This window comes from Catenovulum adriaticum (genome assembly GCF_026725475.1).
GTDB lineage: Bacteria > Pseudomonadota > Gammaproteobacteria > Enterobacterales > Alteromonadaceae > Catenovulum > Catenovulum adriaticum.
In genome coordinates this window covers 945,326-967,791 of sequence record NZ_CP109965.1, presented here as the reverse complement: position 1 = coordinate 967,791, position 22,466 = coordinate 945,326, and the positions used below count along the sequence as shown (strand labels likewise).

At 38.3% G+C, this 22,466-nt stretch carries 26 protein-coding genes; 1 reads left to right on the top strand and 25 read right to left on the bottom strand.

The features are described 5' to 3' along the window. Positions 1–8 precede the first annotated feature (8 nt). The 13 genes from OLW01_RS04345 to OLW01_RS04285 all read right to left on the bottom strand — a co-directional run bounded on the left by OLW01_RS04345 (position 9) and on the right by OLW01_RS04285 (position 10,756). Positions 9–248 (bottom strand): acyl carrier protein, encoded by a 240-nt coding sequence (locus tag OLW01_RS04345; RefSeq protein ID WP_268075504.1) that lies wholly within the window; start codon positions 246–248, stop codon positions 9–11. A 1-nt stretch (position 249) separates the two neighbouring features. Next, positions 250–804 carry a GNAT family N-acetyltransferase gene (locus tag OLW01_RS04340; RefSeq protein ID WP_268075503.1) on the bottom strand — a complete coding sequence of 185 codons (555 nt, stop codon included), beginning with the start codon at positions 802–804 and terminating at the stop codon, positions 250–252. Continuing rightward, entirely contained in the window at positions 801–1,892 is a 1,092-nt protein-coding gene (gene pseG, locus OLW01_RS04335) for a UDP-2,4-diacetamido-2,4,6-trideoxy-beta-L-altropyranose hydrolase (RefSeq protein WP_268075502.1), read from the bottom strand. Before pseG ends, OLW01_RS04340 begins: the two co-directional genes overlap by 4 nt. Before the next feature lie 29 nt (positions 1,893–1,921). After that, on the bottom strand, positions 1,922–2,986 hold the full coding sequence (pseI, locus tag OLW01_RS04330; protein WP_268075501.1) for a pseudaminic acid synthase: 1,065 nt from the start codon (positions 2,984–2,986) through the stop codon (positions 1,922–1,924). Between the two features lie 77 nt (positions 2,987–3,063). Then, positions 3,064–4,092 (bottom strand): glycosyltransferase family 9 protein, encoded by a 1,029-nt coding sequence (locus OLW01_RS04325; RefSeq protein WP_268075500.1) that lies wholly within the window; start codon positions 4,090–4,092, stop codon positions 3,064–3,066. Positions 4,093–4,135: 43 nt separating this feature from the next. Next, entirely contained in the window at positions 4,136–4,822 is a 687-nt protein-coding gene (gene pseF / locus OLW01_RS04320) for a pseudaminic acid cytidylyltransferase (protein WP_268075499.1), read from the bottom strand. Beyond that, complete coding sequence (gene pseC / locus OLW01_RS04315; RefSeq protein ID WP_268075498.1) at positions 4,819–5,964, bottom strand: UDP-4-amino-4,6-dideoxy-N-acetyl-beta-L-altrosamine transaminase; 1,146 nt, start codon at positions 5,962–5,964, stop codon at positions 4,819–4,821. The genes pseF and pseC overlap by 4 nt, the downstream gene beginning before the upstream one ends. Beyond that, on the bottom strand, positions 5,961–6,959 hold the full coding sequence (gene pseB, locus OLW01_RS04310) for a UDP-N-acetylglucosamine 4,6-dehydratase (inverting) (RefSeq protein WP_268075497.1): 999 nt from the start codon (positions 6,957–6,959) through the stop codon (positions 5,961–5,963). The genes pseC and pseB overlap by 4 nt, the downstream gene beginning before the upstream one ends. 119 nt (positions 6,960–7,078) lie before the next feature. Then, positions 7,079–7,402 carry a hypothetical protein gene (locus tag OLW01_RS04305; RefSeq protein ID WP_268075496.1) on the bottom strand — a complete coding sequence of 108 codons (324 nt, stop codon included), beginning with the start codon at positions 7,400–7,402 and terminating at the stop codon, positions 7,079–7,081. Then, positions 7,389–7,820 carry a flagellar export chaperone FliS gene (gene fliS, locus OLW01_RS04300; RefSeq protein WP_268075495.1) on the bottom strand — a complete coding sequence of 144 codons (432 nt, stop codon included), beginning with the start codon at positions 7,818–7,820 and terminating at the stop codon, positions 7,389–7,391. The genes OLW01_RS04305 and fliS overlap by 14 nt, the downstream gene beginning before the upstream one ends. A gap of 31 nt (positions 7,821–7,851) precedes the next feature. Further along, a complete protein-coding gene (fliD, locus tag OLW01_RS04295) occupies positions 7,852–9,300 on the bottom strand; it encodes a flagellar filament capping protein FliD (protein WP_268075494.1) in 1,449 nt (482 codons plus the stop codon). Between the two features lie 17 nt (positions 9,301–9,317). Continuing rightward, a complete protein-coding gene (locus tag OLW01_RS04290; RefSeq protein ID WP_268075493.1) occupies positions 9,318–9,806 on the bottom strand; it encodes a flagellar protein FlaG in 489 nt (162 codons plus the stop codon). 125 nt (positions 9,807–9,931) lie between these two features. After that, positions 9,932–10,756, bottom strand: a complete 825-nt coding sequence (locus tag OLW01_RS04285) for a flagellin N-terminal helical domain-containing protein (RefSeq protein WP_268075492.1) — start codon at positions 10,754–10,756, stop codon at positions 9,932–9,934. Between the two features lie 355 nt (positions 10,757–11,111). On the opposite strand from OLW01_RS04285, the gene OLW01_RS04280 reads away from it, so the two are divergent. Next, positions 11,112–11,750 (top strand): carbonic anhydrase, encoded by a 639-nt coding sequence (locus OLW01_RS04280; RefSeq protein WP_268075491.1) that lies wholly within the window; start codon positions 11,112–11,114, stop codon positions 11,748–11,750. A gap of 55 nt (positions 11,751–11,805) precedes the next feature. Here the strand turns inward: OLW01_RS04280 and rraB are convergent, their stop codons facing one another. The 12 genes from rraB to fabG form a co-directional block, all read right to left on the bottom strand. Next, positions 11,806–12,159, bottom strand: coding sequence for a ribonuclease E inhibitor RraB (rraB, locus tag OLW01_RS04275; protein WP_268075490.1), 354 nt, complete (start codon positions 12,157–12,159; stop codon positions 11,806–11,808). After that, entirely contained in the window at positions 12,159–12,899 is a 741-nt protein-coding gene (locus OLW01_RS04270; RefSeq protein ID WP_268076147.1) for a 1-acylglycerol-3-phosphate O-acyltransferase, read from the bottom strand. Before OLW01_RS04270 ends, rraB begins: the two co-directional genes overlap by 1 nt. Positions 12,900–12,978: 79 nt before the next feature. Continuing rightward, positions 12,979–15,255: a DNA topoisomerase IV subunit A gene (gene parC, locus OLW01_RS04265; protein WP_268075489.1), complete on the bottom strand. Its 2,277-nt coding sequence runs from the start codon at positions 15,253–15,255 to the stop codon at positions 12,979–12,981. A gap of 128 nt (positions 15,256–15,383) precedes the next feature. Further along, positions 15,384–16,172, bottom strand: coding sequence for a TatD family hydrolase (locus tag OLW01_RS04260; RefSeq protein WP_268075488.1), 789 nt, complete (start codon positions 16,170–16,172; stop codon positions 15,384–15,386). A 22-nt stretch (positions 16,173–16,194) separates the two neighbouring features. Next, positions 16,195–16,521, bottom strand: a complete 327-nt coding sequence (locus OLW01_RS04255; RefSeq protein ID WP_268075487.1) for a PilZ domain-containing protein — start codon at positions 16,519–16,521, stop codon at positions 16,195–16,197. Positions 16,522–16,544: 23 nt separating this feature from the next. Next, the gene (gene holB / locus OLW01_RS04250) at positions 16,545–17,480 is read right to left on the bottom strand and encodes a DNA polymerase III subunit delta' (protein ID WP_268075486.1); all 936 of its coding nucleotides are present in this window, start codon (positions 17,478–17,480) and stop codon (positions 16,545–16,547) included. A 2-nt stretch (positions 17,481–17,482) separates the two neighbouring features. After that, positions 17,483–18,112: a dTMP kinase gene (gene tmk / locus OLW01_RS04245; RefSeq protein ID WP_268075485.1), complete on the bottom strand. Its 630-nt coding sequence runs from the start codon at positions 18,110–18,112 to the stop codon at positions 17,483–17,485. Positions 18,113–18,128: 16 nt separating this feature from the next. After that, entirely contained in the window at positions 18,129–19,136 is a 1,008-nt protein-coding gene (gene mltG, locus OLW01_RS04240; RefSeq protein ID WP_268075484.1) for an endolytic transglycosylase MltG, read from the bottom strand. Continuing rightward, entirely contained in the window at positions 19,120–19,932 is an 813-nt protein-coding gene (gene pabC, locus OLW01_RS04235) for an aminodeoxychorismate lyase (RefSeq protein ID WP_268075483.1), read from the bottom strand. The genes mltG and pabC overlap by 17 nt, the downstream gene beginning before the upstream one ends. 42 nt (positions 19,933–19,974) lie before the next feature. After that, on the bottom strand, positions 19,975–21,213 hold the full coding sequence (fabF, locus tag OLW01_RS04230; protein ID WP_268075482.1) for a beta-ketoacyl-ACP synthase II: 1,239 nt from the start codon (positions 21,211–21,213) through the stop codon (positions 19,975–19,977). A gap of 69 nt (positions 21,214–21,282) precedes the next feature. Further along, positions 21,283–21,522 (bottom strand): acyl carrier protein, encoded by a 240-nt coding sequence (gene acpP, locus OLW01_RS04225; RefSeq protein WP_262792080.1) that lies wholly within the window; start codon positions 21,520–21,522, stop codon positions 21,283–21,285. Positions 21,523–21,725: 203 nt separating this feature from the next. Further along, positions 21,726–22,466, bottom strand: coding sequence for a 3-oxoacyl-ACP reductase FabG (gene fabG / locus OLW01_RS04220; RefSeq protein ID WP_268075481.1), 741 nt, complete (start codon positions 22,464–22,466; stop codon positions 21,726–21,728).

Below are 22,466 nucleotides of genomic sequence, written 5' to 3'. Positions count from 1 at the left end.
AACCTAAATTAAAATTGAACGTCATATTTTGCTAAAATTTCTTTTGCTTTAGCAAACGAGCTCATATCAATAATATCGTCCGTATCCAGCATAATATCAAACTGAGATTCTAGCTCTGCAATTAACACCATATGCGCGGTTGAGTCCCACTTAGGGTGTTCACTATACGCTAAGCTGTCGCTTACTTCATTTTCATCAATTGCTAACGCACTCACAAATGCGTTTTTAAGTTGTGCTTGTGTCGACACTTTATCCTCTACTTAACCAGTTTTTTAATTGTTTAGAAGCCTGTTCATAATTATCGGCCGTTAACGTGATTTCTGTAAATTCATCGTTTAGCGGATTAAATTGATAACCCAATTGCTGATTATATTTAATCGCTGGCTGGTTTGACTGCCTTACTTTGCTTTTAAGCTGATTAATATTTAAAATTTGAAATGCATAATCATTAATCGCTAAAGATGGAGCGAACGCAAGCATATTATTTTTATATTTGGGCTCAGTAATATATAAGCCCACTTGAGCGATTTGTGCTTGTTGCAACGAGGCTTCTTCAGTTGCAATGTTAATGGCGCCTATTGCTTGCTGTTTGTAATAAATAATAAAATGTTGCTGATTATGCGCCTGCTCTATTTGTTTAAACCAAGCTAAATGCTGCGCTGGCGTAATCAAGTTTTGATTCACCATCTGCTTTCGAATATCAGCTTGGTTTCGCCATTCTCTTAACAAATGCATGGTTTGCTGATCAATTTGCTCTAACCTGACTGAATAAGCTTCAATAAACTTTAGGGTATTGTTATTCATATTAAATTTTTTTCATTAGCCTGATTGGCGATTAACAGTAACAAAGCCTGTGCTAAATTTTCAGCTCCGTTTGCTTGACCACCGTGCATTTTTTTATGCATTGTCTGACGCGCCGCGGTATCAAAAATCAAGCTAAATACTTTTTTCAGCTGAGCAAAATCAATTTGCTGGCGACAATCCAAAACCTCAGCCCACCCTTGTTGTTTGGCAGCTTGGCTATTACGCCATTGGTTATCAAATGAAACCAATAAAATAGCTGGAGTTTGCATGGCGTATAATTCAAACTGAGTGCCGCCAGCTGCAGATATTACCAGTTCTGTTTCAGCAAAAATTTTAGCTATATTATCAGCTTGCTCTAGATAACTAAAATTTTTTGGTAAACAATCAATTTGCTTAATAAGCTGTTTTTTATGCTTAAAGCCATTTGAAATTAACACAGTTACAGGCTGTTCAAGCTGCATATTTTGTAATGCTTCAAGGCAATGTTGTGAATAATTAAGCGGATCAGTTCCGCCCATGGTGAGCACTATGCCTTGTCTATTGCCATACTCAATGATGGGCTGTTCTGCAAACTCTTGACGCAATAAACGAAATTTTTCACCCGCAAATACCCGTGCAAACGGGGCTACACTGCCATAATCAGGAGGCTCATGTTGAAGACATGTCGGGTTAATAATAATATCTGCATGTATTAAGTCGCCTGCTTTTTCACCACCATTATCATCTATGATGACTAAATCGGTTTTCATTTGAACCAGGGAAGACTTTAATTGTTCACGGTAATGCTGGCTGTAATGGTAACCATCTAATATAAATAATTCAGGCGATATATGATGTGAAGTCATTAGCTTAAAGAAATAATCGAGTGCATGATTTGTGACAGCTTGATGATCAAATTCAATCTGATTAAATCTGAATGCAGGTAAAGACTGAGCTATTTTCTGGGTTTGAGCATCAACTAAAAAAACAACCTCGACTCCATTTTTAATAAAAGCTTGAGCCAAAGCGATGCAGCGCATTAAATGCCCCATGCCTATTGCTGGGCTGGCATCTGCTTGAAACACTATGGTTTTGGCTTGATTCATCATCTGCCTTATTTTTTCAAATTATCAACGCTTTAAACTAATAAATCATCAGTAAGTGCACTACCCGCTTTAATATCCTGCTTGGCGATTTTGCCTAATACGCGATCCCAGTGTTTAGGCGCTAAGCCGATTGCCGGACGCACAATTTTTATATTATCGGTGGTTAACTTTTCACCTGCTTTAAGATCACAACAAACAAATATAGAGCGCCGGTAATATTTAGATTTTTCTTCTGCCGCGCTGCCGCCATAAGTGACTTTACCTAATGCTTTGTGAGCCATTGCAGCATTATCACACAAAGCCTTAAATTCGTTCGGTTCTAATGAAAACTCAGCATCTACTCCACCAGCGGTTCTATCTAATACAAAATGCTTTTCAATCACACAGGCGCCTAAAGCAACGGATGCAACGGCAACGCCAATGCCGGTAGTATGATCCGACAACCCCACCAAACAGTTAAATTTTTGCTGCATATCTTGGATTGTAATCAGATTGGTATTACCAGCACTGGCCGGATAAGTGCTGGTGCACTTTAAAATAATAATATCTTGGCAACCTGCACTTTTGGCAGTATTAATGGCTTCAATAATTTCAGCTTCTGTTGCCATCCCCGTTGACATAATTAAAGGCTTGCCTGTACTCGCCGCTTTTTTAATTAAAGGTAAATCCGTTAATTCAAATGAAGCGATTTTATAACAAGGCACATTTAAGCTTTCTAAAAAATCAACAGCGCCTTCATCAAAAGGTGAACTAAAGGCAATTAACCCAAGTTCGTTTGCATATTCAAATAACGCTTTATGCCATTCATAAGGTGTGCAAGCTTGTTGATATAATTCATGTAAATGTCTGCCATACCACAAAGAATCTGGCTCCATTATTCTAAAATTATCTGAGTCGATATTTAAAGTCATTGAATCAGCAGTATAAGTTTGCAATTTAATGGCATCGACACCGGCATCAGCCGCCGCTTTAATCATCTGTTTGGCAAGCTCAAAACTTTGATTGTGATTACCTGATAATTCAGCAATCACAAAGGGTTTAGCTTGTTCGCTAATTTCTCTTTGTCCAATATAAATCGTTTTATTGAGTGCAGACATTATTTTTATCTTTTTAATTCAATTACTAAACAACTAATAATCCAGTAATAATCCAGTAATAAGCAAATTTAAATAAACTAAGCTAACAATTCTGTAATTTGTTCCGCCAAAACATCAGGTTTAATGCACGTGCAAGGCAAATCACTATGCTGACCTTGAATTGCTTGTATACAAGCCTCACAAGCGGGTGTTTTATCGGTTATATAATCAGGCATTAAAACCGCTGGTTCAGAATCACCTGTAATTAATAACGTAGGGCATTTAGCCGCTTTCGCGAACCAATAAAATTCTGAAGGCGGGGTAACAAGTAAGTCGGTGGCAGCTAACATGGCAATTTGCTGTTGAACTGGTTTTTCAGCTAATGATTCTAACCACACATAAAAACCTTTCGCTTCTAACTCACTTTTAAGTTCAGTTAAATAGGGGTAATTTGGCAGTGCATTAGTGCTCAGTGCAATTGCTTTTTGTTTAGATGATTGCTGCTTTTTGGCAAGCAGATTAGAGTCTGGGTCAAGATTAAGACTCATATCAAATTCAAGCCGGTCAAAGCCACAACAATGTGCTAAATAATATTCTGGATAACCATTTTCAGGTAAAAAGCTAGATTCCCACCATTTAGTATTCCATCGACTCATTAATGCAAAGGTGCTATCCATATAGTGACTAGGCGAGCTCACATATTCAGGTTTTAATTGCTGTGCCTGAAATTGCTCTACTAATGATTGCACTGATTGATTCATAAAATTACCCATCACTCTCTCACCTGCATCTTTTAAAAAGCGGGTTAAAAAGCAAGCCATAAAGCTGGTATCTAAATTAATAATTTGATCATAGCCTTCACCTATAATAGTTTCAGCGTGACCTAAAAACGATTCCATGGCAGGGATTAAACTATCCGGCCAATCATTTTTGTTAAGATGAATCAGCTTAACTGAATCATCAGCCAATTTGAGCACTTCTGCCCCTTGAGTAAATGTCATAAAATGAAATTCAGCTTCTGGGTATTGCTTTTGAAAATAACGCAGCGCAGGCACACCAATAGAGGTGACATCAGATACATTTAATAAGCGAATAATAAGAATTTTTAATGGGCTAGACGTATTCATAGTGACCTTTTTTAAGATAAATCTTTTTTAGGCAAGTGCCGTGTTATTTTTGGTTAAGCTTATAGAGTATTTCGGCCGTTTTCCAATCTTCTAAAGTATCAATATCTTGAACTAAATGACGCGGTAAAAATATAGGCAGGCTGTGCTTAGAAAATATTTTTTTGGCCGACAAATAATCACGCCCTCGACCCCAATAAAACTGTCCAGCATCATGAAAAGCTTCGGTTAAATCTTGAGAACGACTAGCAATATGCTCTGGATACATAGGTGCGGTACCACCGGCTTGCATTTGAAGCGCTCGCTGAACCGGAAAGGCAAAAGTACACACAGAAAACGCAAACGCTTTGCTTACATCGGCTTGTAATGCGGTGAGTCCTTGTAGCAAAAATTCAGGCTGTAACAAAGGCGCTGTTGCATAAATACAACAAGCAAATTCAACTGCATGACCTTGCTCTATATAATGTTGAATAGCATGATTGGTCACAGCGCGTGTGCCCGTATAATCATCAGATAAAGCTTCAGGTCTGATAAAAGGCACTTCTGCGCCATAATCTTTTGCTACCTTGGCAATTTCTTCACTATCAGTTGAAACCATAATGACATCAAACACCCCCGCTTTTTTAGCGGTTTCAATGCTATGCGCAATTAAAGGTTTTCCGGCAAAATTTTTAATATTTTTTTTAGGGATACGTTTACTACCACCCCTTGCAGGTATTATCGCTAACTTCATTGAAGCAAATTCTCCAGCAGTGCTATCACTTGGTCTTGTTGTTCAATACTCATATCAGGGAACAAAGGCAGCGTTAAAGTCCGTTTGTAATATTGCTCTGAGATTGGAAAATCACCTTTTTTAAAGCCTAACTGCTGATAATAAGGTTGCCAATGCACCGGCATATAATGCACATTGACACCTATCTGTGCAGCTTGAAATGCAAGATAAGCTTGTTTGCGATCAAACGCTAAAAATTCAATTGAAAATAAATGGCAAGCACTGCTTTTAAGTTGCAACTCACTCGGTAAAACCAATGCTAAATGCTGAAGTTTTTCAAGGTAGCGATAAGCTAATTGGCGTCGCTGTTTAATAAAACTATCGAGTTTTTTGAGCTGCGAAATACCCAGCGCAGCATTTAAATCACTTAACCTATAATTATAACCTAAGGTTAACTGCTGATAAGCCCAGGGTTCATCCAATTGAGTTTGCATGAGTTGTGAATCTCGGGTGACGCCATGTTTAGCATACAATTTAGCTTTTTCAATCAGTTCAATTTGATTAGATAATAGCGCGCCACCTTCAGCTGTAGTAATAGACTTAACCGGATGAAAACTGAAAATGCTGATATCTGAATAGCGGCAATTACCAATTTTTTGATTTTGATAATCACCTCCTAAAGCATGGCAGGCGTCTTCAATAATTTTAACGCCGTATTGCTGGCAAAGTTGGCTGATTTGCTGCATTTCACAACTCACGCCTGCAAAATGAACCACGATTAAGGCTTTAGGTAATTGCTGATTTTGCTCAGCTAAAATCAATTTTTGTTTTAATACATCAACTGAAACGTTGCGACTAGCTGGATCAATATCCACAAAATCAACGGTAGCGTCACAAAAACGGATACAATTTGCAGAAGCCACAAAGGTGATTGGAGTGGTCCACACAACATCGTTTTTACCAATGTCTAAGGCAAGGCAAGCAACATGTAAAGCAGAGGTAGCGCTATTAACCGCAAGGGCATAATCTGCACCTGTATAATCGCATAAAGCTTGTTCAAATAAAGGAACTTGTTGACCTTGAGTTAAAAACTGATTTTGTAATACTTCAACTACGGCTTCAATATCTGTGTTATCTATTTGGTGTTTACCGTAGGGGATCATAAAAGGCTTTTATCCAGTTCTTTTAATTCACCTACCGTTAAAAAGTGCGGGTTAGTGCCTGAATGATATTCAAACTGTTCATCAACCGGCTGACCTTGCTCCCCTAATTTATTGGTAGAGTAATCTAATTGGCGTTCAAAAAATTTAATCGGAGGAGTTATAACATAATGATCATCAAACTCATATGTATGATGAGCCACTTCTTCAGGCACCATTACTTCATGTAGCTTTTCACCGGGGCGAATACCTATGGTTTCATATTCGCGTTGACCGCTCATCGCCTCTACTAAATCCAGAATTCTAACTGAAGGAATTTTAGGCACAAAAATTTCACCACCTTGCATACGCTGGAAATTCTTTATGACAAACTCAACACCTTGCTCTAATTTCAACCAAAATCGAGTCATTTCAGCATGTGTGACTGGTAATTTAACCCGGCCGTCATTTAACAGTTTTCGATAAAAAGGCACCACAGAACCTCTAGAGCCGACGACGTTGCCATACCTGACAACTGCAAAACGAGGCCCATCTGAGCCAGCAATATTATTAGCGGCAACAAACAGCTTGTCAGATGCGAGCTTAGTCGCGCCATACAAATTGACTGGGTTAGCTGCTTTATCTGTTGATAACGCAATGACCCGCTGAACGCCCGCTTCAATGGCGGCTTCAATCACGTTTTGTGCACCCATGATATTGGTTTTAATACATTCCATAGGATTATATTCAGCAGCAGGTACTTGCTTTAACGCTGCGGCATGAATAACAAAATCGACATCTCGCATCGCGGTCACTAGCCGATCTTTTTCTCTGACATTACCAATAAAATAACGCATTTGCGAGTGAGTAAAGACTTGCTGCATTTCAAATTGCTTTAACTCATCACGCGAAAAAACAATTAATTTTTTAGGTTTATAATGAGTTAAAACATAATTAATAAAACATTGGCCAAACGAGCCTGTTCCGCCCGTAATTAAGATCGATTTATTATTGAACACTGTTTTAACCCTAGTAAATTTATTTTTATGATTGCCTGATTGTAATATATTATTTTGAATTTGCACCTATGAAAGGCTTAATTCTTTCATTCTTATACTATTTTTTACGGTTGAAAGCTTTATTTATAATGCTGAACTGCTTTTTGACCTTTCTTTAAATTAATCAGCTCTTTTTCAGTCGAGCTGAATAAAGTTTTACAAATAGAGATTAATTTGTCGTTGGTCGCCACTTCTGCCTCTATAAAAGATTGCTTTAATTCAAGCTGTTCGCTTAACTCTCCAATATAGGTTTGTAAATATTGATCCCGCTGATCAATTAAATCCATTAAAGCCTGGCTATCCAAAGGAACATGATTGATCACAGTTGCCACCTGAGCATTTAATGTTTGTAAATGCTCAGGTGTGTATGGGTGGGAAAAGTCGGATGATTTATACTGCGGCATTTTGTTGTCGTTGCATTTCGTAAGCTTGCTGCTTAGCCTCTTCTGGAATTTGTGACCAAGCAGTTTTAATCGGCAACATTAAGTTAATAACTTCATCCATAATAGTGGTATTGTTTTGAACATGTGCATCCGTTAACCGATTGATCATGTATTCATATAAAGCATATAAATTATCGGCTACTTGCGTTTCATCACCATTAAAATCTAAGGTATCTCTTAAATTCACCAAAATAGCAGAAGCTCTTGATAAATGCTCCGATTTAGTTTCGAACTCTTTTCGTTCCATTGCCCCTTTTGCGTAGGCCATTCGGTCTAACGCACCTTGCATTAACATCAAAGTGAGTTGATGCGGGTCTGCCTGCGCAATTTGCTGTTTCAAATTACCTTTTTTGTAAGCATTAATACCGCGGTTATACATATAAAAACCTCAACTTTTAACTATCTGTCGCTTAACCGTAACCTAAAGCAGCCATTAACGAGCTACCGGTACGCTGTAATTTAGATACTGTTAAATCTAAATTAATATATTTGTTTCGGAGTAATTGTTCATAGTCTGCCATTTGCAATTCAAAGCGTTCACGCTCATCAGACAGTAAGTCTTTTTGATCTTTTGTAGATGATTCCCGAGTTCTTAACAAGCCGCCAAATGTAGTGTACTCGTTAACATATTCATACATTTTAGTTGCAATACCATCTTCACTATCCGAAAAAAGTGCGGCTATCTCATCAAAATTATCGTCTAACGCATCATCTAATAGTTCCTGACCACTGCCAATGCCAAACTCATCACTTTCCGATATTTCTAATTTACCATCATCGTCAAATGAAATACCAATTTGAAATAAAGTGCCAAGCGCTGAAGCATCTACCGAGCCACTAACAATATTACTCAACCCTGTTTGGATACCTCTAACCATATAATCCCCAGCTAGTGCACCATCTTCTTCTAACTCAGATGCCCCATACCGAGTTAAAGCTTTGATTTCATCCATAATACCATTGTAATTGTCAACAAAGTCTGTCACTTTGTTTTTAAGGTTGTCTTTATCAAAACCAATTTCTAGTCTTGATGTTTGAAATTCACCTAGTGCATCTTTGCTGCTGACTTCTTGCGCTTCAAAAGTGACATTTTCCAATACATTTTCGAATTTATTAGTATCACTCTCAACGGTAATTCCATCAATGGTAGCACGTGCATTTTGCGCAGCGGTAACATCCATATTAACTGTGGATATTTTATCCAGTTCTGCATTATTATTACTAACGACTAAATCATTACCGTCACCTGTTTTATCGGACGTATAAACTAATCTAGCACCATCCGCTGTACCTGTATCTACTATGCTGGCCTGTATTCCGAATTCTTCACCTGCTGCATTCACTTTAGAGCGAAGCTCACTCAACGACATACCTGCTGTTACATTAATATCAAATGAATCGCTTCCTGCGGTAAAGGTCATCGTTCCTGCCGTTGAACTGACTGCATCTGATGAACTGTTAAAAACAGCAGTGCCACCATTATCTGCCGCACTTAAAGACTCTAAACGGCTACCACTGGCAAGTTGCTCAATCGCAATTTTATATTGACCTTTCTCTGCACTATTAGAAGCTTCAGCGGTAAAAGGGCCAGTTGCAGTTTCATCATCTGAACTGATATTAGGGTGGGACAATAAAGCCTTTCGGCCTTGAAGATCATAACTATTTCTTAATTCGTCAACGGATGTTTTAAATTCATCTAGTTTAGACTTAAGTTGACCAATGGCCGAAATTTCGGTTTCAAGTGATTCTTCTCTTTCATCAAAACGAGCTTGCTTGGGTGCACGTTCGGCTTCCAGTAACTGCTGTACTAGACCACTCAAATCTAGACCTGAACCCACACCAATAGAAGAAACACTCATAACAACCTCTTATTCATTTAAACTTGCCGATTAATTAAAACTCCTATTGCTTCACCAGCATCGGTTTGCAATTCTTTAATCCGCTGAGCCAATTTTAATACATCTTCAGATGGAATTTGTCTAATCATTTCACCTGAGTCAGAATCAGTTACTTTAATAATAGAACGGTTACTCTGTTCATCAAACGAAAAATTTAGTTGACGATTTTGAGTTTGGACAAACGTTGTCACTTCATCTAGTGCCGTTTCAATTTGATTCTGTTCTGCATCTATTAAGTTATCGGCATTAAGCGCCGAGACTTTAGCTTGCTCCGCTAGTTTATTTTGTTCTGCCGATATATTAACGACATTTTTTTGACTACCCAGATCACCAGCCAATAAATCCGATTTTTTTTGGTTAGAATCTGCCCCCTCATCCAAATTATTGACTTTATTTTGTATCAATTGACTACCATCAGCATAGTTACTAGCAATTTGGTTGCCAATTTGCGTTGTTTGAATATCCATCTGATTCTCCAACTAGACAAGCATAAAACAATAAATAACCAAAATTTAGGTTAAACAAAGGTTGGTTAAAGTGATGATCTAACCAACCTTTTCTCTTTATCATTTTGTGCGATTATTGGTCATAATTAACCTAATAATGATAAAGCACTTTGAGGTCGTTGGTTAGCCTGGCTTAGCACTGACAAACTTGCTTGCTGCACAATTTGGTTTCGAGTTAATTCTGCGGTTTCAGTTGCAAAATCAGTATCTCGAATTTGCGAACGTGCTGAAGTTACATTTTCAACCACATTACTTAAGTTTCGAATCGTTGATTGGAAACGATTTTGCAAAGCACCTAAATCTGCTCGCGCAGCACCTATGGTTGAAATAGCCGTATCTATATCAGACAGTGCACCTGAAGCACCTTCAGCAGTCGAAATATCCGTACTTGCTAAACTTAAACCAGAAGCACCATAACCACCAGCTTGGTTTAACGAGATCTCAATTGTCTGACCACCATTTGCGCCCACTAAAAATGAAGCTGAATAGTCGCCTTTTAGTAGATCAACACCGGCGAATTGAGTATTTTGACCAATTCGGCTGATTTCTTGTTTTAAGGCAGATACTTCTTTTTGCAGTGCCGTACGATCCGCTGAGCTGTTAATACCGTTTTGAGATTGAACGGCTAGTTGACGAATACGCTGAAGTGAAGTCGTTACTTCTTGTAATGCGCCCTCTGCGGTTTGGACCACTGAAATACCATCATTCGCATTTCGAACGGCTTGATTTAAACCTTGAATTTGCGTCGTCATTCGATCTGAAATCTGCATACCTGCAGCATCATCTGCTGCACGGTTAATACGAAAACCAGATGATAAACGCTCAAAAGATGTGTTTAACTGACTTGATGAATTCATTAATTGACGTTGTGCATTTAATGAAGACACATTAGTGTTTACGAACATACCCATAATAATACCTCCTGAGAACTGCTTTAGGTTCCCTCAAACCTAAACAAAAACAGCTCGCCTATAAATTAAACTCTGAACGAGTCGCCTCTTTCTTTTTGGAACAACTTGATAACGGCCCCTCAACCTTAATCAAATTAATTTTCCCCTCGTATAGCTGTATCGGCGATTTCTTGAGAAACTTTAGCGTTTTTTGTGATTTTTTTTATATTTTTATAAAAAATAATTATTTAATTGATTTTAATAGTGTTTTTAAAACTAAATTAGCATTACTTCATGCCTAAATTAAAAAATTTAAGACGCATGAAAAAAAATATTTTAAAATACACTTACCTAAAAACACGTAAGAGATATTTGTATGAAAGATATTTTTAAAGGCGTCATGGCATTTAAAGAGCATGGCTTTGAAGAACGCAAACAATTATTTTCAGATCTGGCGAATAGCCAAAACCCTGATGTTTTATTCATTACCTGCTCCGATTCCCGAATCGACCCTAATTTACTAACCGACACCAACCCAGGTGATTTATTTATCTGTCGTAATGCAGGTAATATTGTTCCTCCTCATACAAACGAAACTGGCGGTATGACAGCATCGATTGAATTTGCGGTTGCTGTTTTAGGCGTTAAACATATTATAATTTGCGGTCATAGTGATTGTGGTGCGCTAAAAGGTGCAATTAATCCAGATTCGTTAAAAGATTTACCGCATGTAAAAGAATGGATTGGTCACTGCCGCTCGGCTGCCGAAATAGTAAAAGCAAAACATGGCTGTTTAGGCCATGAGCAACTAGATGAAGTGATTGCAGAAAACGTCGTCATGCAACTTCAACATTTGCGCACACATCCTTCTGTTGCAACTAAACTTGCGCTTGGGAAAGTGGAATTGCATGGCTGGGTTTACAACATCAAAAAAGGCACAGTAAATGCTTATAGCGATAAGAAAAAAGGATTTATTTCTATAGAAGAAGCGTACGAAGCTTGGCTAGCGCAATAAGCCTGCACGCTAGTAATTTAAGGGTTGTCAATAAACAACCCTTAACAAAGTAATGCTAATCCGGCATTGGTATGTATTCAGTTCCCCAGCCGTCATATTCAACATTATACTGGCGAGCAATTTTTTCCATTTGTTCAGTTTGCTGATTTAATTTTTCAACATCCAACTCAACTTCACCTAAGGCATCAAATGCGAGTATTTCAATCCCATCATCTGTTTCGAACTCTTCTGCATCCGATACCTCATAATTTAGCTTAAATAAAGCCACTGCGGCCTTTTCAAGCATATCGAAATTGTTAGATGAAAAATGATGCTCAATTTCATAAACTGCATCAGGATCACTACCATCTTCTAATAAAGATTCAATAACCCAAGCATTAAATGCTTGTGGATCGTCATGGTATTCCATTAATTTAGCCCTTTAGATTGATTTAACTGTGCAACTTCTGCATCAAGTTGATTAATTTTATCTAGCATCAAGCTATGGAAGCTTTCGCAGGTATGTTTTAAATCTTTTTTCTGCTCATCTGATAATGGAACGGCTTGCATGCCTTCAATAATGATAGCGCCATTTGACCAGCGATTCAGTTTAATTTGACCCTGAGTGTTACTCATACAAACTGGTACGATAGGGACTTTGGCTGCTAATGCTAATTGAAATGCACCCCGTTTAAAAGGCAATAGGCCCCGTCCATATGACCTTGTTCCTTCGGGAAACATCCAAATAGAGGTTTTACGTTTATTAATAACAGTAGCTGAATGCTTTAATGCTGCAATTGCTTTTTTTCGATTTTCTCTGTCAATTAAAATATTCCCGCTCAACCAGTAAAGCTGGCCAAAAAAAGGTATCCACTTCAAACTTTTTTTACCTATCGTCACCGTATACGGCAACACCCCACCACATAAGGTAAAAATATCATAACTATTTTGGTGATTTGCTATAAACACAGCTGGCATATTTTGTTTCGTTTCCGGATGATGACGAATAATAAGTTTACATCCTAAAATCCAAGCAGCTTTGCAAAATAACTGGCCCAACCAATAAACATTATTGGCATGAAATGGCCTAATTAAGCAAAACAAGATACCCAACACACTGGCAAAAATAACAAAAAAACCTAATAAAATAACTCGAATAATGGCTAACAAAACAATAAATCCTAATGAATAACAGTGATACATAAAAAAACCCAGTAATACTGGGTTTTATCATCAATAAAACAATTTTTTATTCTTCAGTTGATTCTGTTGCTGTATTACTTTCAGCAAAAACATCGTCAACCCGTTGTAATCCTCTTGGCAATTTATTGCCGCGACGCCCTCTTTCACCTTGATAATGTTGCCAATCACTCGGCTTTAGCGTCATTTTACGTTTACCTGCAACTAAAACGAGAGATTCATCTTCACCAATCACGGTTAAATGGCGAACAAACTCTTCTCGATTACGTGAGCGCTCACTGCTAATACTAATCATTTTATTGCCTTTACCTTTACTTAAACAAGGCAATTCAGACAATGGGAATAATAACATACGGCCTTCATTTGAAATCACCACAACCAGCTGTTCATCAGGATTTTTAATATAAACTGGCATCAGTACTTTTGCATTCGCAGGCAAGGTTAGGACAGCTTTACCATTTTTATTTTTACTAATAAGGTCAGCATAACGAGTTACAAAACCATAACCTGCATCCGAGCCCAACAACAAAGATTGCTCTGGGTTACTCAATAAAGCATGCTCAACCTTTTCACCTGCCGCAATGGTAAAGCGACCAGATAACGGCTCACCCTGACTTCGAGCCGACGGTAATGTATGAGTTTCGGTCGCAAATGCTCGACCACTGGAATCAATAAAAACAGACGTTTGATTAGAGCGACCTTTAGCTGATGATAAATAAGTATCTCCAGCTTTATAATTTAAACTACTCGGTTCCACATCATGGCCTTTGGCACATCTTGCCCAACCTTTATCTGAAATAACCAATGTAACAGCTTCGCTCGGTACTAAATCTTTTTCACTTAATGCTTTAGCATCTTTGCGTTCAACAATAGGTGAGCGTCGGTCATCACCATATTTTTGCGCATCTTCCGTTAATTCTTTTTTAACTAATTTTTTGAGTTCAATTTCAGAACCAAGGATAGATTCTAACCATTGGCGCTCGGTCTCTAATTCATCTTGCTCGGCACGAATTTTAAATTCTTCTAGTTTAGCAAGCTGTCTTAATTTTAATTCTAAAATAGCTTCTGCTTGTTTATCGCTTAGCTCAAAACGATCCATTAATACTTGTTTTGGTTTATCTTCGGTTCGAATAATATGAATCACTTCATCAATACTTAAAAAGGCAACCAATAAACCTTCTAAAATATGTAAACGTGCTAACACTTTATCTAGTCTAAACTGCAAACGTTTAGTGACTGTCTCTAACCTAAATTGCAGCCATTCAGTTAAAATTGTACTTAAGCCTTTAACTTGTGGACGCCCATTGAGCCCCAGCATATTTAAATTAACACGATAGCTTTTTTCTAAATCGGTTGTCGCAAATAAGTGATTCATTAAAACATCTAGATCAACCCGATTAGAACGCGGTACAACCACTAAACGAACAGGATTTTCATGATCTGACTCATCCCGTAAATCAGCAACCATAGGCAGCTTTTTAGCCTGCATTTGTGCTGCAATTTGCTCTAGCACTTTACCACTGGATGCTTGATGTGGTAGTGCATTAATAACAATTTCACCATGCTCGTATTCATAAACCGCACGCATTTTAATAGAGCCGCGGCCCGTTTGGTAAATTTTTCTTATATCATCGCTAGGGGTGATAATTTCTGCTTCGGTTGGATAATCTGGCGCAGGCACAAAAGACATTAACTTTTCAATACCCGCATTTGGATGATCTAATAAATATTTCGCGGCTGCAGCGACTTCGCGCACATTATGAGGCGGAATATCCGTTGCCATACCAACCGCTATACCCGTCACCCCATTTAATAAAATATGAGGCAATCTGGCTGGTAAATTAACAGGCTCTTTAAGCGTGCCATCAAAATTAGGCCCCCACTCAACCGTGCCTTGGCCTAACTCAGTTAATAAAACTTCAGAAAACTTAGATAATCGAGCTTCGGTATAACGCATTGCGGCAAATGATTTAGGATCATCCGGGGCACCCCAGTTACCTTGACCATCCACCAAAGGATAACGATACGAAAAAGGCTGAGCCATTAACACCATAGCTTCATAACAAGCTGAATCACCGTGTGGGTGGAATTTACCTAAAACATCCCCCACAGTACGAGCTGATTTTTTGTATTTTGCCGCTGCTGATAAACCCAGCTCTGACATGGCATAAACAATTCTGCGCTGTACCGGCTTTAAGCCATCTGAGATATGAGGTAATGCTCTATCCATAATCACGTACATGGAGTAGTTTAGATAAGCATCTTCTGTAAATTTTCGCAGCGCGAGTTGTTCAACGCCATCGGTATTAATTTCTATTTCTGACATAATTTTATAAGTTATTCGCCGTCAAAATATGATTTCTTGAATTCAAGTTTTAAAATCGCCTGAGCTTAAAGCCAAACGCTAAGCTAACAATGTACAACACACTTGGGCGTTAACACAACAAAACTTATTTAAGCTACTTTATTCCGTTTAATTTGTTTAAATAAGTTATAAAAATTATTAGTCGTAATTTCAGCCAGTTCAGCCAAACTTATACCTTTTAAATCCGCAATAAATTGGGCAACTTCATGTACATAAGCGGGTTGATTTTGCTTTCCTCGATAAGGCTTGGGGGCAAGCCAAGGAGAATCGGTTTCAACTAATAAACGTTCAAGAGGCAAAGCTCTTACCACATCTCTTAATTCACTGGCATTACCAAAAGTGACAATACCTGAAATCGAAATGTAAAAATTTAAATCAATCGCCGCTTTAGCCATGGCTAACGATTCAGTAAAGCAATGCAATACCCCACCACACTTGTCTGCTTGCTCTTGCTTTAAAATATCTAGGGTATCTTGGCGCGCGTTTCGGGTATGGATAATCAAAGGCTTGTCTAACTCTACCGCGACTTGGCAATGATGACGAAAGGCTTGCTGTTGCCAGGGTTTCGTTTCTTCACTGTAAAAATAATCCAGTCCGGTTTCACCTATGGCAACCACTTTATCCTGACTTGCCAAATTTAATAATTCCGCTTTATCAAACATTTCTTCTTTATATAGAGGGTGAACACCACAAGAAATTGATACATCTGAATAAGGTTGAACGGCTTGTGCCATTTGAGCAAAATCATTTAACGTCACACAGACACATAAAAAGTGTTCAATATTTTTAGCTCTGGCCTGAGTTAACACCTTATCTAACGAGCCACCCAAGTCTTCAAGTTTTAGTCTATCTAGGTGGCAATGTGAATCAACTAACAAAATAATGCTCCGAAAATTTGATTTATAAAGTATAGGTGGCTTCATTTGAGCCCAATAAAGGACCTAAATGGGTTTCTATTCGTTGTTTTAAATTATATTTATCATCAATAAATGCAATGCCAATCCCTTGAGGTGCATTACTGTGTGATGCTGACGGATTCAACCAAGCGACTTTCCCAGTCACCACAAAATGAGATTCTTCTTCTGGTAATAATACATTAATGGCTAATGAATGGCCTAAATCATATTGTCGGTTAGTCACCACAAACAAGCCTCCCTCTTTTAAAAACGACATATAACATTTGTACAATACATGAACGTTGTTAAATTCAACGGTTAACTCTTCCATTGTTTGCCTCTAGTACCTTTGTATTAATATTTTAATCCGTCGACTAAGTTAAAACATAAACGTTGAAAAATAGTTTTTTTATTCATACCCGATTGTAGCATTTGCGCTCTGGCATGCGCGAGTTGAAGATTCAAATCGCTAATTAGCAGCCGTTTCACAGCTTGTTTTGGATCGCTTGAATTAGATTGTAATTTTGCAGCTAACCATTTTGAAATGGCTTGATTTAACCAATCGAGCTGTTGATTATACGCCTTTTCATCAAAAACTTGGCTAAACTGAAAAGCCGAAATTTGACCGGTAATTAATTGTTTAAAGTCAGCTAAAAAAGCTTTCTGCTTATCTAAATAATCTGATTTGGCATAATCAAGCGCAATTAAAGGTGAGCCATTCATTTGCTGATAAATGGTTTCAAACCTGGCTAAGTCTACATGTTGCTCAGCAAGCCAACTAGTTAATTCTGATAATTGAGGTGGCCGAAGTACATATTGTTGGCACCGACTTAAAATGGTCGGCAATAAGCGGTTGATAGATGCGGTCGTCAAAATTAAGTATTTGTCTTGACCGGGTTCTTCTAAAGTTTTTAACAAGGCGTTTGCCGATGCTTCGGTCATTTTATCGCAATCAGGAATGTAAAATACTAACGCACCACCCTGTTGAGATTTTTGCTGTGCTCGGCTCACCACCTGACGAATTAAATCCACACCAATGCTTTTAGCGGCTGGATCTTCTGCAATAAAAAAGTCAGGATGAGCCTGAGTTTCAAGTAGTAAACAAGATTTACACTGCCCGCATGCTTGACCCGTTTTTTTATCACATAATAAGCCTGCAGCGAAATCCATCGCAAATTGACGCTTTCCCACACCAACGGCAGCATTAATCAATAAAGCATGGTGTAACTGATTAGTTTGATATTGCTGGCTGAGCTGTGTATGTAATCCGGTTAACCAAGGATATTTCACTGTCATCCCTTGTCAAAATAGTTAGATAAAATGGTTTTAATTTGCTGGCCCACTTGAGCTGGTTTTTGCTCTGCATCAACAGTTTCTATTTTATCTTCGGTTTGCGCAATCGATAAATATTTATCTCGAGTCTGATTAAAAAAATCCATTTGTTCTAATTCGATTCGGTCTAATTCACCTCTTTTGCGAGCTCGCGCTAAGCCAATTTCTGGGCGAATATCTAAGTATAGCGTTAAATCAGGCTCAAATCCTTTTAATACTGCTTGGCGAATAGGCTCTATTAACGTATCAGAAATACCGCGACCACCCCCTTGATACGCCCGAGAAGATAAATCATGTCGATCACCCACCACCCACTTGCCTTGGGCTTGGGCAGGCTTAATAACATTCTCAATAAGCTGTATTCGGCTAGCATACATAATTAATAGTTCAGCTTCAGCCGTCACTTTTTCATTATCACGAATGGCTTTTACTAGTTCACGTAACTGCTCGGCCATAGGTGTTCCACCCGGCTCTCGAGTTTGAATAAACTCAATATCTCGCTCAGTTAACCAGTCAATAACATGACCTAAAGCGGTTGTTTTACCTGCGCCTTCTAAGCCTTCAATTACGATAAAGGGTGCTGTTTGCATTTTTTCTCTATTCATTTTAATTTTTGGAATTAACTGATGGTTTAGTTAAGCTCAAATAGCGCTTTACAGCTTGATTGTGTGCTTTTAAATTTGTAGTAAATACATGCCCACCTTTACCATCTGCCACAAAATAATAATAATCCGTATCAGCCGGATCAATCACAGCTTTAATTGCATTTAAACCCGGCATCGCAATAGGTGTGGGCGTTAAACCTTTTATATGATAAGTATTATACGGATTTTTTTCTTTTAGGTGTACGCGTTTTATATCTCCCTGATAACGAGTCCCTAAGCCATAAATTACAGTAGGATCCGTTTGCAAACGCATATTTTTATTGAGTCGGTTATAAAATACTGACGCCACTTTTGGCATTTCTTCAACAAGTGCGGTTTCTTTTTCAACTATAGATGCCAGAATTAAAGTTTTATACCATTGCTCATCACTTAAAGCCGAAGCTAATTGTTGACGGGTTTGTTGCATTCGCTCAAATGCAGCTTCAATTAATGAAAAGTCATCACTATTAGCGGTAAAATAATAAGTATCTGGAAATAATAAACCTTCGGCATGCTGGTATGGAGCAATCAACTGACTTAATTTATCTGCATAATCAGTCTGCTTAAGCCATTGATGCTGTGTTAATTTTTCTTGCCATTGGCTAAAACTAATCCCTTCAGGGAAAGTCATTTTAAATTGATGTGGCTGACCTTGAGTGAATATTCGAATGACATCAAGGCTAGATAACTGACCTTCCAGTAAAAAAGTGCCTGCTCTGATATGCGTGAGCTCTGGGTTTAATTTACTTAATAATTTAACTTGCCAAACTGGCGTAATGATTTTTTTTTGTGCTAACTCATCAAGCAATGAATATAAAGATTCACCTTGTTTGATCGTAATGAGTTGCGATGAAATCTCTTGTGTTTGAGATAAATCCTGATTAACTTTCCAGACAAATGCAATGAGTAGTGAGCTTGTCAAAAATACAGCCGCAATCAGACTGATCAAAAATTTAAAAGATAGTTTCATTAACCGGCTCTACAAATTGTTGTGATAGGGTCAAATCAAATTCTTGATTTGCTATTTGTGCAATCGGGGTACAACCCAATAATGCATTCGTAATAAACCCTGCTTGAGTTTGCGCCAACTCGTTAACAGCAATAGGTCTAATTTGGCAATTTACATTTTGCTGTTTAAACCAATCTAAAACATAAGCCCGCATAACGCCTTCGACTCCAGATAATTCAAGTGAAGGTGTACACCATTGGTGATTAATATATAAAAAAATGTTGGCTAAACTGGTTTCTATAATATGCTGTTGTCTGTCTAAAACCAAACCATCGGTTTGCATTAGTTGACTTAACTCACGTTTAATTAAAACCTGCTCTAACCTATTACAATGCTTAAGCCCAGCTAAATCGGCTTGTTGAGCCGTTTGTGTTTTTAATACCGCAAGATCTATCCCTGATGGATATTTAAAATGCGTGCTATGGTAATCAGAGCAATATAAAAAAACCTCTGCTTCAATATCATTTGGTATTGCATAACCACGCTGACTTTGTCCACGACTCACTAAAATTTTTACAATTTGAGGGGTCGTTTTATTATTTGCAATAATAGATAGCTGCTGCTCTAGTTGTTTGAAACCAAATCTGGGAAAAAATAAGCGTGTATTGGCTTGTTTAAGCCTGGCTTTATGATAAGCCCATAGCTGGATTTGCTGGTTTTTAATTAATAAGGTAGTGAAATGACCATCACCAAATTGAAAAGCTCTGTTCAAAGCACTGATTTGATGATGGTTGGAGTTAACCTGAATGAGTTTCATAACATTGAATCAATGGCTGAATCTAGCAATTCAGCCTGCAGGTTAAGCTTTTCGGAACAATAATGAACCGTTAGTACCACCAAATCCAAATGAATTACACAAAGCGTAATCAAATTTCGCTTGTCGTGCTTCATGCGGCACATAATCTAGATCACAACCTTCTTGAGGATTATCTAAATTAATCGTCGGTGGAATACTTTGATCTTGCAACGCTTTGACTGTTACGATCGCTTCAATCGCACCGGCAGCACCCAATAAGTGACCCGTCATCGATTTTGTTGAGCTAACCATCACTTTGCTTGCATGATCTTTAAACAGGTTTTTAACCGCATTGGTTTCCGCTAAATCGCCTACCGGCGTTGAAGTACCATGTGCGTTTAAATAACCAACGTCTTCAAGTGCAATTTGGCCATCTGCAATAGCGTTTGCCATCGCGCGTTGAGCACCTGCACCGTCTGCTGGAGGTGAAGTAATGTGATTTGCATCGCCACTCATACCAAAACCTGAAAGCTCTGCATAAATTTTAGCACCACGAGCTTTTGCATGTTCGTATTCTTCAAGCATCATCACGCCAGCACCATCACCCATTACAAAACCATCACGGTCTTTATCCCACGGACGACTCGCTTTAGTCGGTTCATCATTACGAGACGAAAGCGCTCTTGCTGCGGCGAAACCACCTAAACCTAAAGGTGTCGTTGCGGCTTCTGCACCACCTGCTAAAATAGCATCGGCATCACCATAAGCAATCATACGTGCTGCGTGACCAATATTATGCACACCAGTCGTACAAGCCGTTGTAATCGCAATATTTGCGCCTTGCAAACCAAATAAAATAGATAAATGACCTGAGATCATATTAATAATGGTTGAAGGGACAAAAAACGGTGACATACGCTTTGGACCACTATTTACCAGTTTGCTATGATTTTCTTCAATCAACGACAAACCACCAATACCAGAACCAACAGCTGCACCAATACGATGTGCATTTGCTTCGGTTACTTCAAGGCCTGAATCTTTAAAAGCTTGAATGCCGGCTGCAACACCATACTGGATAAAAGTATCCATTTTTTTTGCTTCTTTTTTTGGTAAATAATCTTCGAAGTTAAAGCCTTTTACCAAACCACTGATACGAGTTGAAAAGCTGCTGACATCAAACGTATCAATTAACTGAATACCGCTTTGACCCGCAAGTAACGCTTTCCAAGAATCGTCAACTGTATTACCGACCGGAGATAACATTCCAAGTCCGGTGACAACGACACGACGTTTTGACACTAGATAGCCCCCAGGAGGAGTATTTGAAAGGTATAAAAAAGGCGGTCAAAAGACCGCCCGAGGTAAAAATTATTCTTTGTTAGCAACTACGTAGTCGATAGCAGCTTGAACTGTTGTAATTTTCTCAGCTTCTTCATCTGGAATTTCAGTATCGAATTCTTCTTCAAGAGCCATTACTAATTCAACTGTATCTAAAGAGTCAGCGCCTAAATCATCAACGAAAGAAGCTTCGTTTGTGATTTCTTCTTCTTTAACGCCTAATTGCTCAACGATAATTTTGTATACTCTTTCTTGGATGTTGTTACTCATAATATTAAGTTTCCCTCAGACAAAATGCAGTATGCATAGATTTGCCGTAGTTTATTAAAATAAATTCGTTAGTTGCAAGTTAAAACTTGCTTTTAATAACTGGTCTAACCTGTAAACAAATTAACCCAGATCCAAACTAAATCATTCGAATGGCGCAAATGATACCCGTAAATTTAAAAAGAATCTACAGGAAAACACAGCAATTACGCCATGTACATGCCACCATTCACGTGAATAGTTTCACCCGTAATATAAGCTGCTTCTTTTGCGGTTAAAAATGCAACGGCTGCTGCGATTTCTTCCGGCTGACCTAAACGACCTGCTGGAATTTGAGCAAAAATGGAATTTTTCTGCTCATCAGTCAGCTCTTTTGTCATATCGGTATCGATAAAACCTGGCGCCACTGAATTAACGGTAATATTGCGTGACGCGACTTCTTTTGCTAACGCTTTAGTAAAACCGATTAGACCCGCTTTTGCTGCACAATAATTAGCCTGACCAGGATTACCAGTAGAACCTACAACCGAGCCAATGTTTACGATACGACCCGTTCGCTTTTTCATCATAGCGCGCAGTACAGCTTTAGATAGTTTAAATACTGAGGTTAAGTTAGTGGTTAAAATATCTTCCCACTCATCTTCTTTCATACGCATCATTAAATTATCGCGGGTAATACCAGCATTATTGACCAAAATATCAATATCGCCAAAATCTGCTTTTATTTGTGCAAATAAGGCTTGGATTGAATCATTATCCGTTACATTTAATGCCAACCCTTTACCATTATCTGCTAAATATTCAGAGATAGCTGCTGCACCCTTTTCAGACGTTGCAGTGCCAATCACAGTTGCACCTGACTTAACTAATTGTAAGGCAATCGCTTTACCAATCCCTCGGCTTGCACCTGTCACTAATGCAACTTGTCCTTCTAAACTCGAAAACAT

Excerpts from the sequence above, each read along its gene's own strand:
- OLW01_RS04340 (WP_268075503.1), bottom strand. The coding sequence starts at position 804 with ATGAATAACAATACCCTAAAGTTTATTGAAGCTTATTCAGTCAGGTTA.
- pseG (WP_268075502.1), bottom strand. The coding sequence starts at position 1,892 with ATGATGAATCAAGCCAAAACCATAGTGTTTCAAGCAGATGCCAGCCCA.
- pseI (WP_268075501.1), bottom strand. The coding sequence starts at position 2,986 with ATGTCTGCACTCAATAAAACGATTTATATTGGACAAAGAGAAATTAGC.
- OLW01_RS04325 (WP_268075500.1), bottom strand. The coding sequence starts at position 4,092 with ATGAATACGTCTAGCCCATTAAAAATTCTTATTATTCGCTTATTAAAT.
- pseF (WP_268075499.1), bottom strand. The coding sequence starts at position 4,822 with ATGAAGTTAGCGATAATACCTGCAAGGGGTGGTAGTAAACGTATCCCT.
- pseC (WP_268075498.1), bottom strand. The coding sequence starts at position 5,964 with ATGATCCCCTACGGTAAACACCAAATAGATAACACAGATATTGAAGCC.
- OLW01_RS04305 (WP_268075496.1), bottom strand. The coding sequence starts at position 7,402 with ATGCCGCAGTATAAATCATCCGACTTTTCCCACCCATACACACCTGAG.
- fliS (WP_268075495.1), bottom strand. The coding sequence starts at position 7,820 with ATGTATAACCGCGGTATTAATGCTTACAAAAAAGGTAATTTGAAACAG.
- fliD (WP_268075494.1), bottom strand. The coding sequence starts at position 9,300 with ATGAGTGTTTCTTCTATTGGTGTGGGTTCAGGTCTAGATTTGAGTGGT.
- OLW01_RS04290 (WP_268075493.1), bottom strand. The coding sequence starts at position 9,806 with ATGGATATTCAAACAACGCAAATTGGCAACCAAATTGCTAGTAACTAT.
- OLW01_RS04285 (WP_268075492.1), bottom strand. The coding sequence starts at position 10,756 with ATGGGTATGTTCGTAAACACTAATGTGTCTTCATTAAATGCACAACGT.
- OLW01_RS04280 (WP_268075491.1), top strand. The coding sequence starts at position 11,112 with ATGAAAGATATTTTTAAAGGCGTCATGGCATTTAAAGAGCATGGCTTT.
- rraB (WP_268075490.1), bottom strand. The coding sequence starts at position 12,159 with ATGGAATACCATGACGATCCACAAGCATTTAATGCTTGGGTTATTGAA.
- parC (WP_268075489.1), bottom strand. The coding sequence starts at position 15,255 with ATGTCAGAAATAGAAATTAATACCGATGGCGTTGAACAACTCGCGCTG.
- OLW01_RS04255 (WP_268075487.1), bottom strand. The coding sequence starts at position 16,521 with ATGGAAGAGTTAACCGTTGAATTTAACAACGTTCATGTATTGTACAAA.
- tmk (WP_268075485.1), bottom strand. The coding sequence starts at position 18,112 with ATGCAAACAGCACCCTTTATCGTAATTGAAGGCTTAGAAGGCGCAGGT.
- mltG (WP_268075484.1), bottom strand. The coding sequence starts at position 19,136 with ATGAAACTATCTTTTAAATTTTTGATCAGTCTGATTGCGGCTGTATTT.
- pabC (WP_268075483.1), bottom strand. The coding sequence starts at position 19,932 with ATGAAACTCATTCAGGTTAACTCCAACCATCATCAAATCAGTGCTTTG.
- acpP (WP_262792080.1), bottom strand. The coding sequence starts at position 21,522 with ATGAGTAACAACATCCAAGAAAGAGTATACAAAATTATCGTTGAGCAA.
- fabG (WP_268075481.1), bottom strand. The coding sequence starts at position 22,466 with ATGTTTTCGAGTTTAGAAGGACAAGTTGCATTAGTGACAGGTGCAAGC.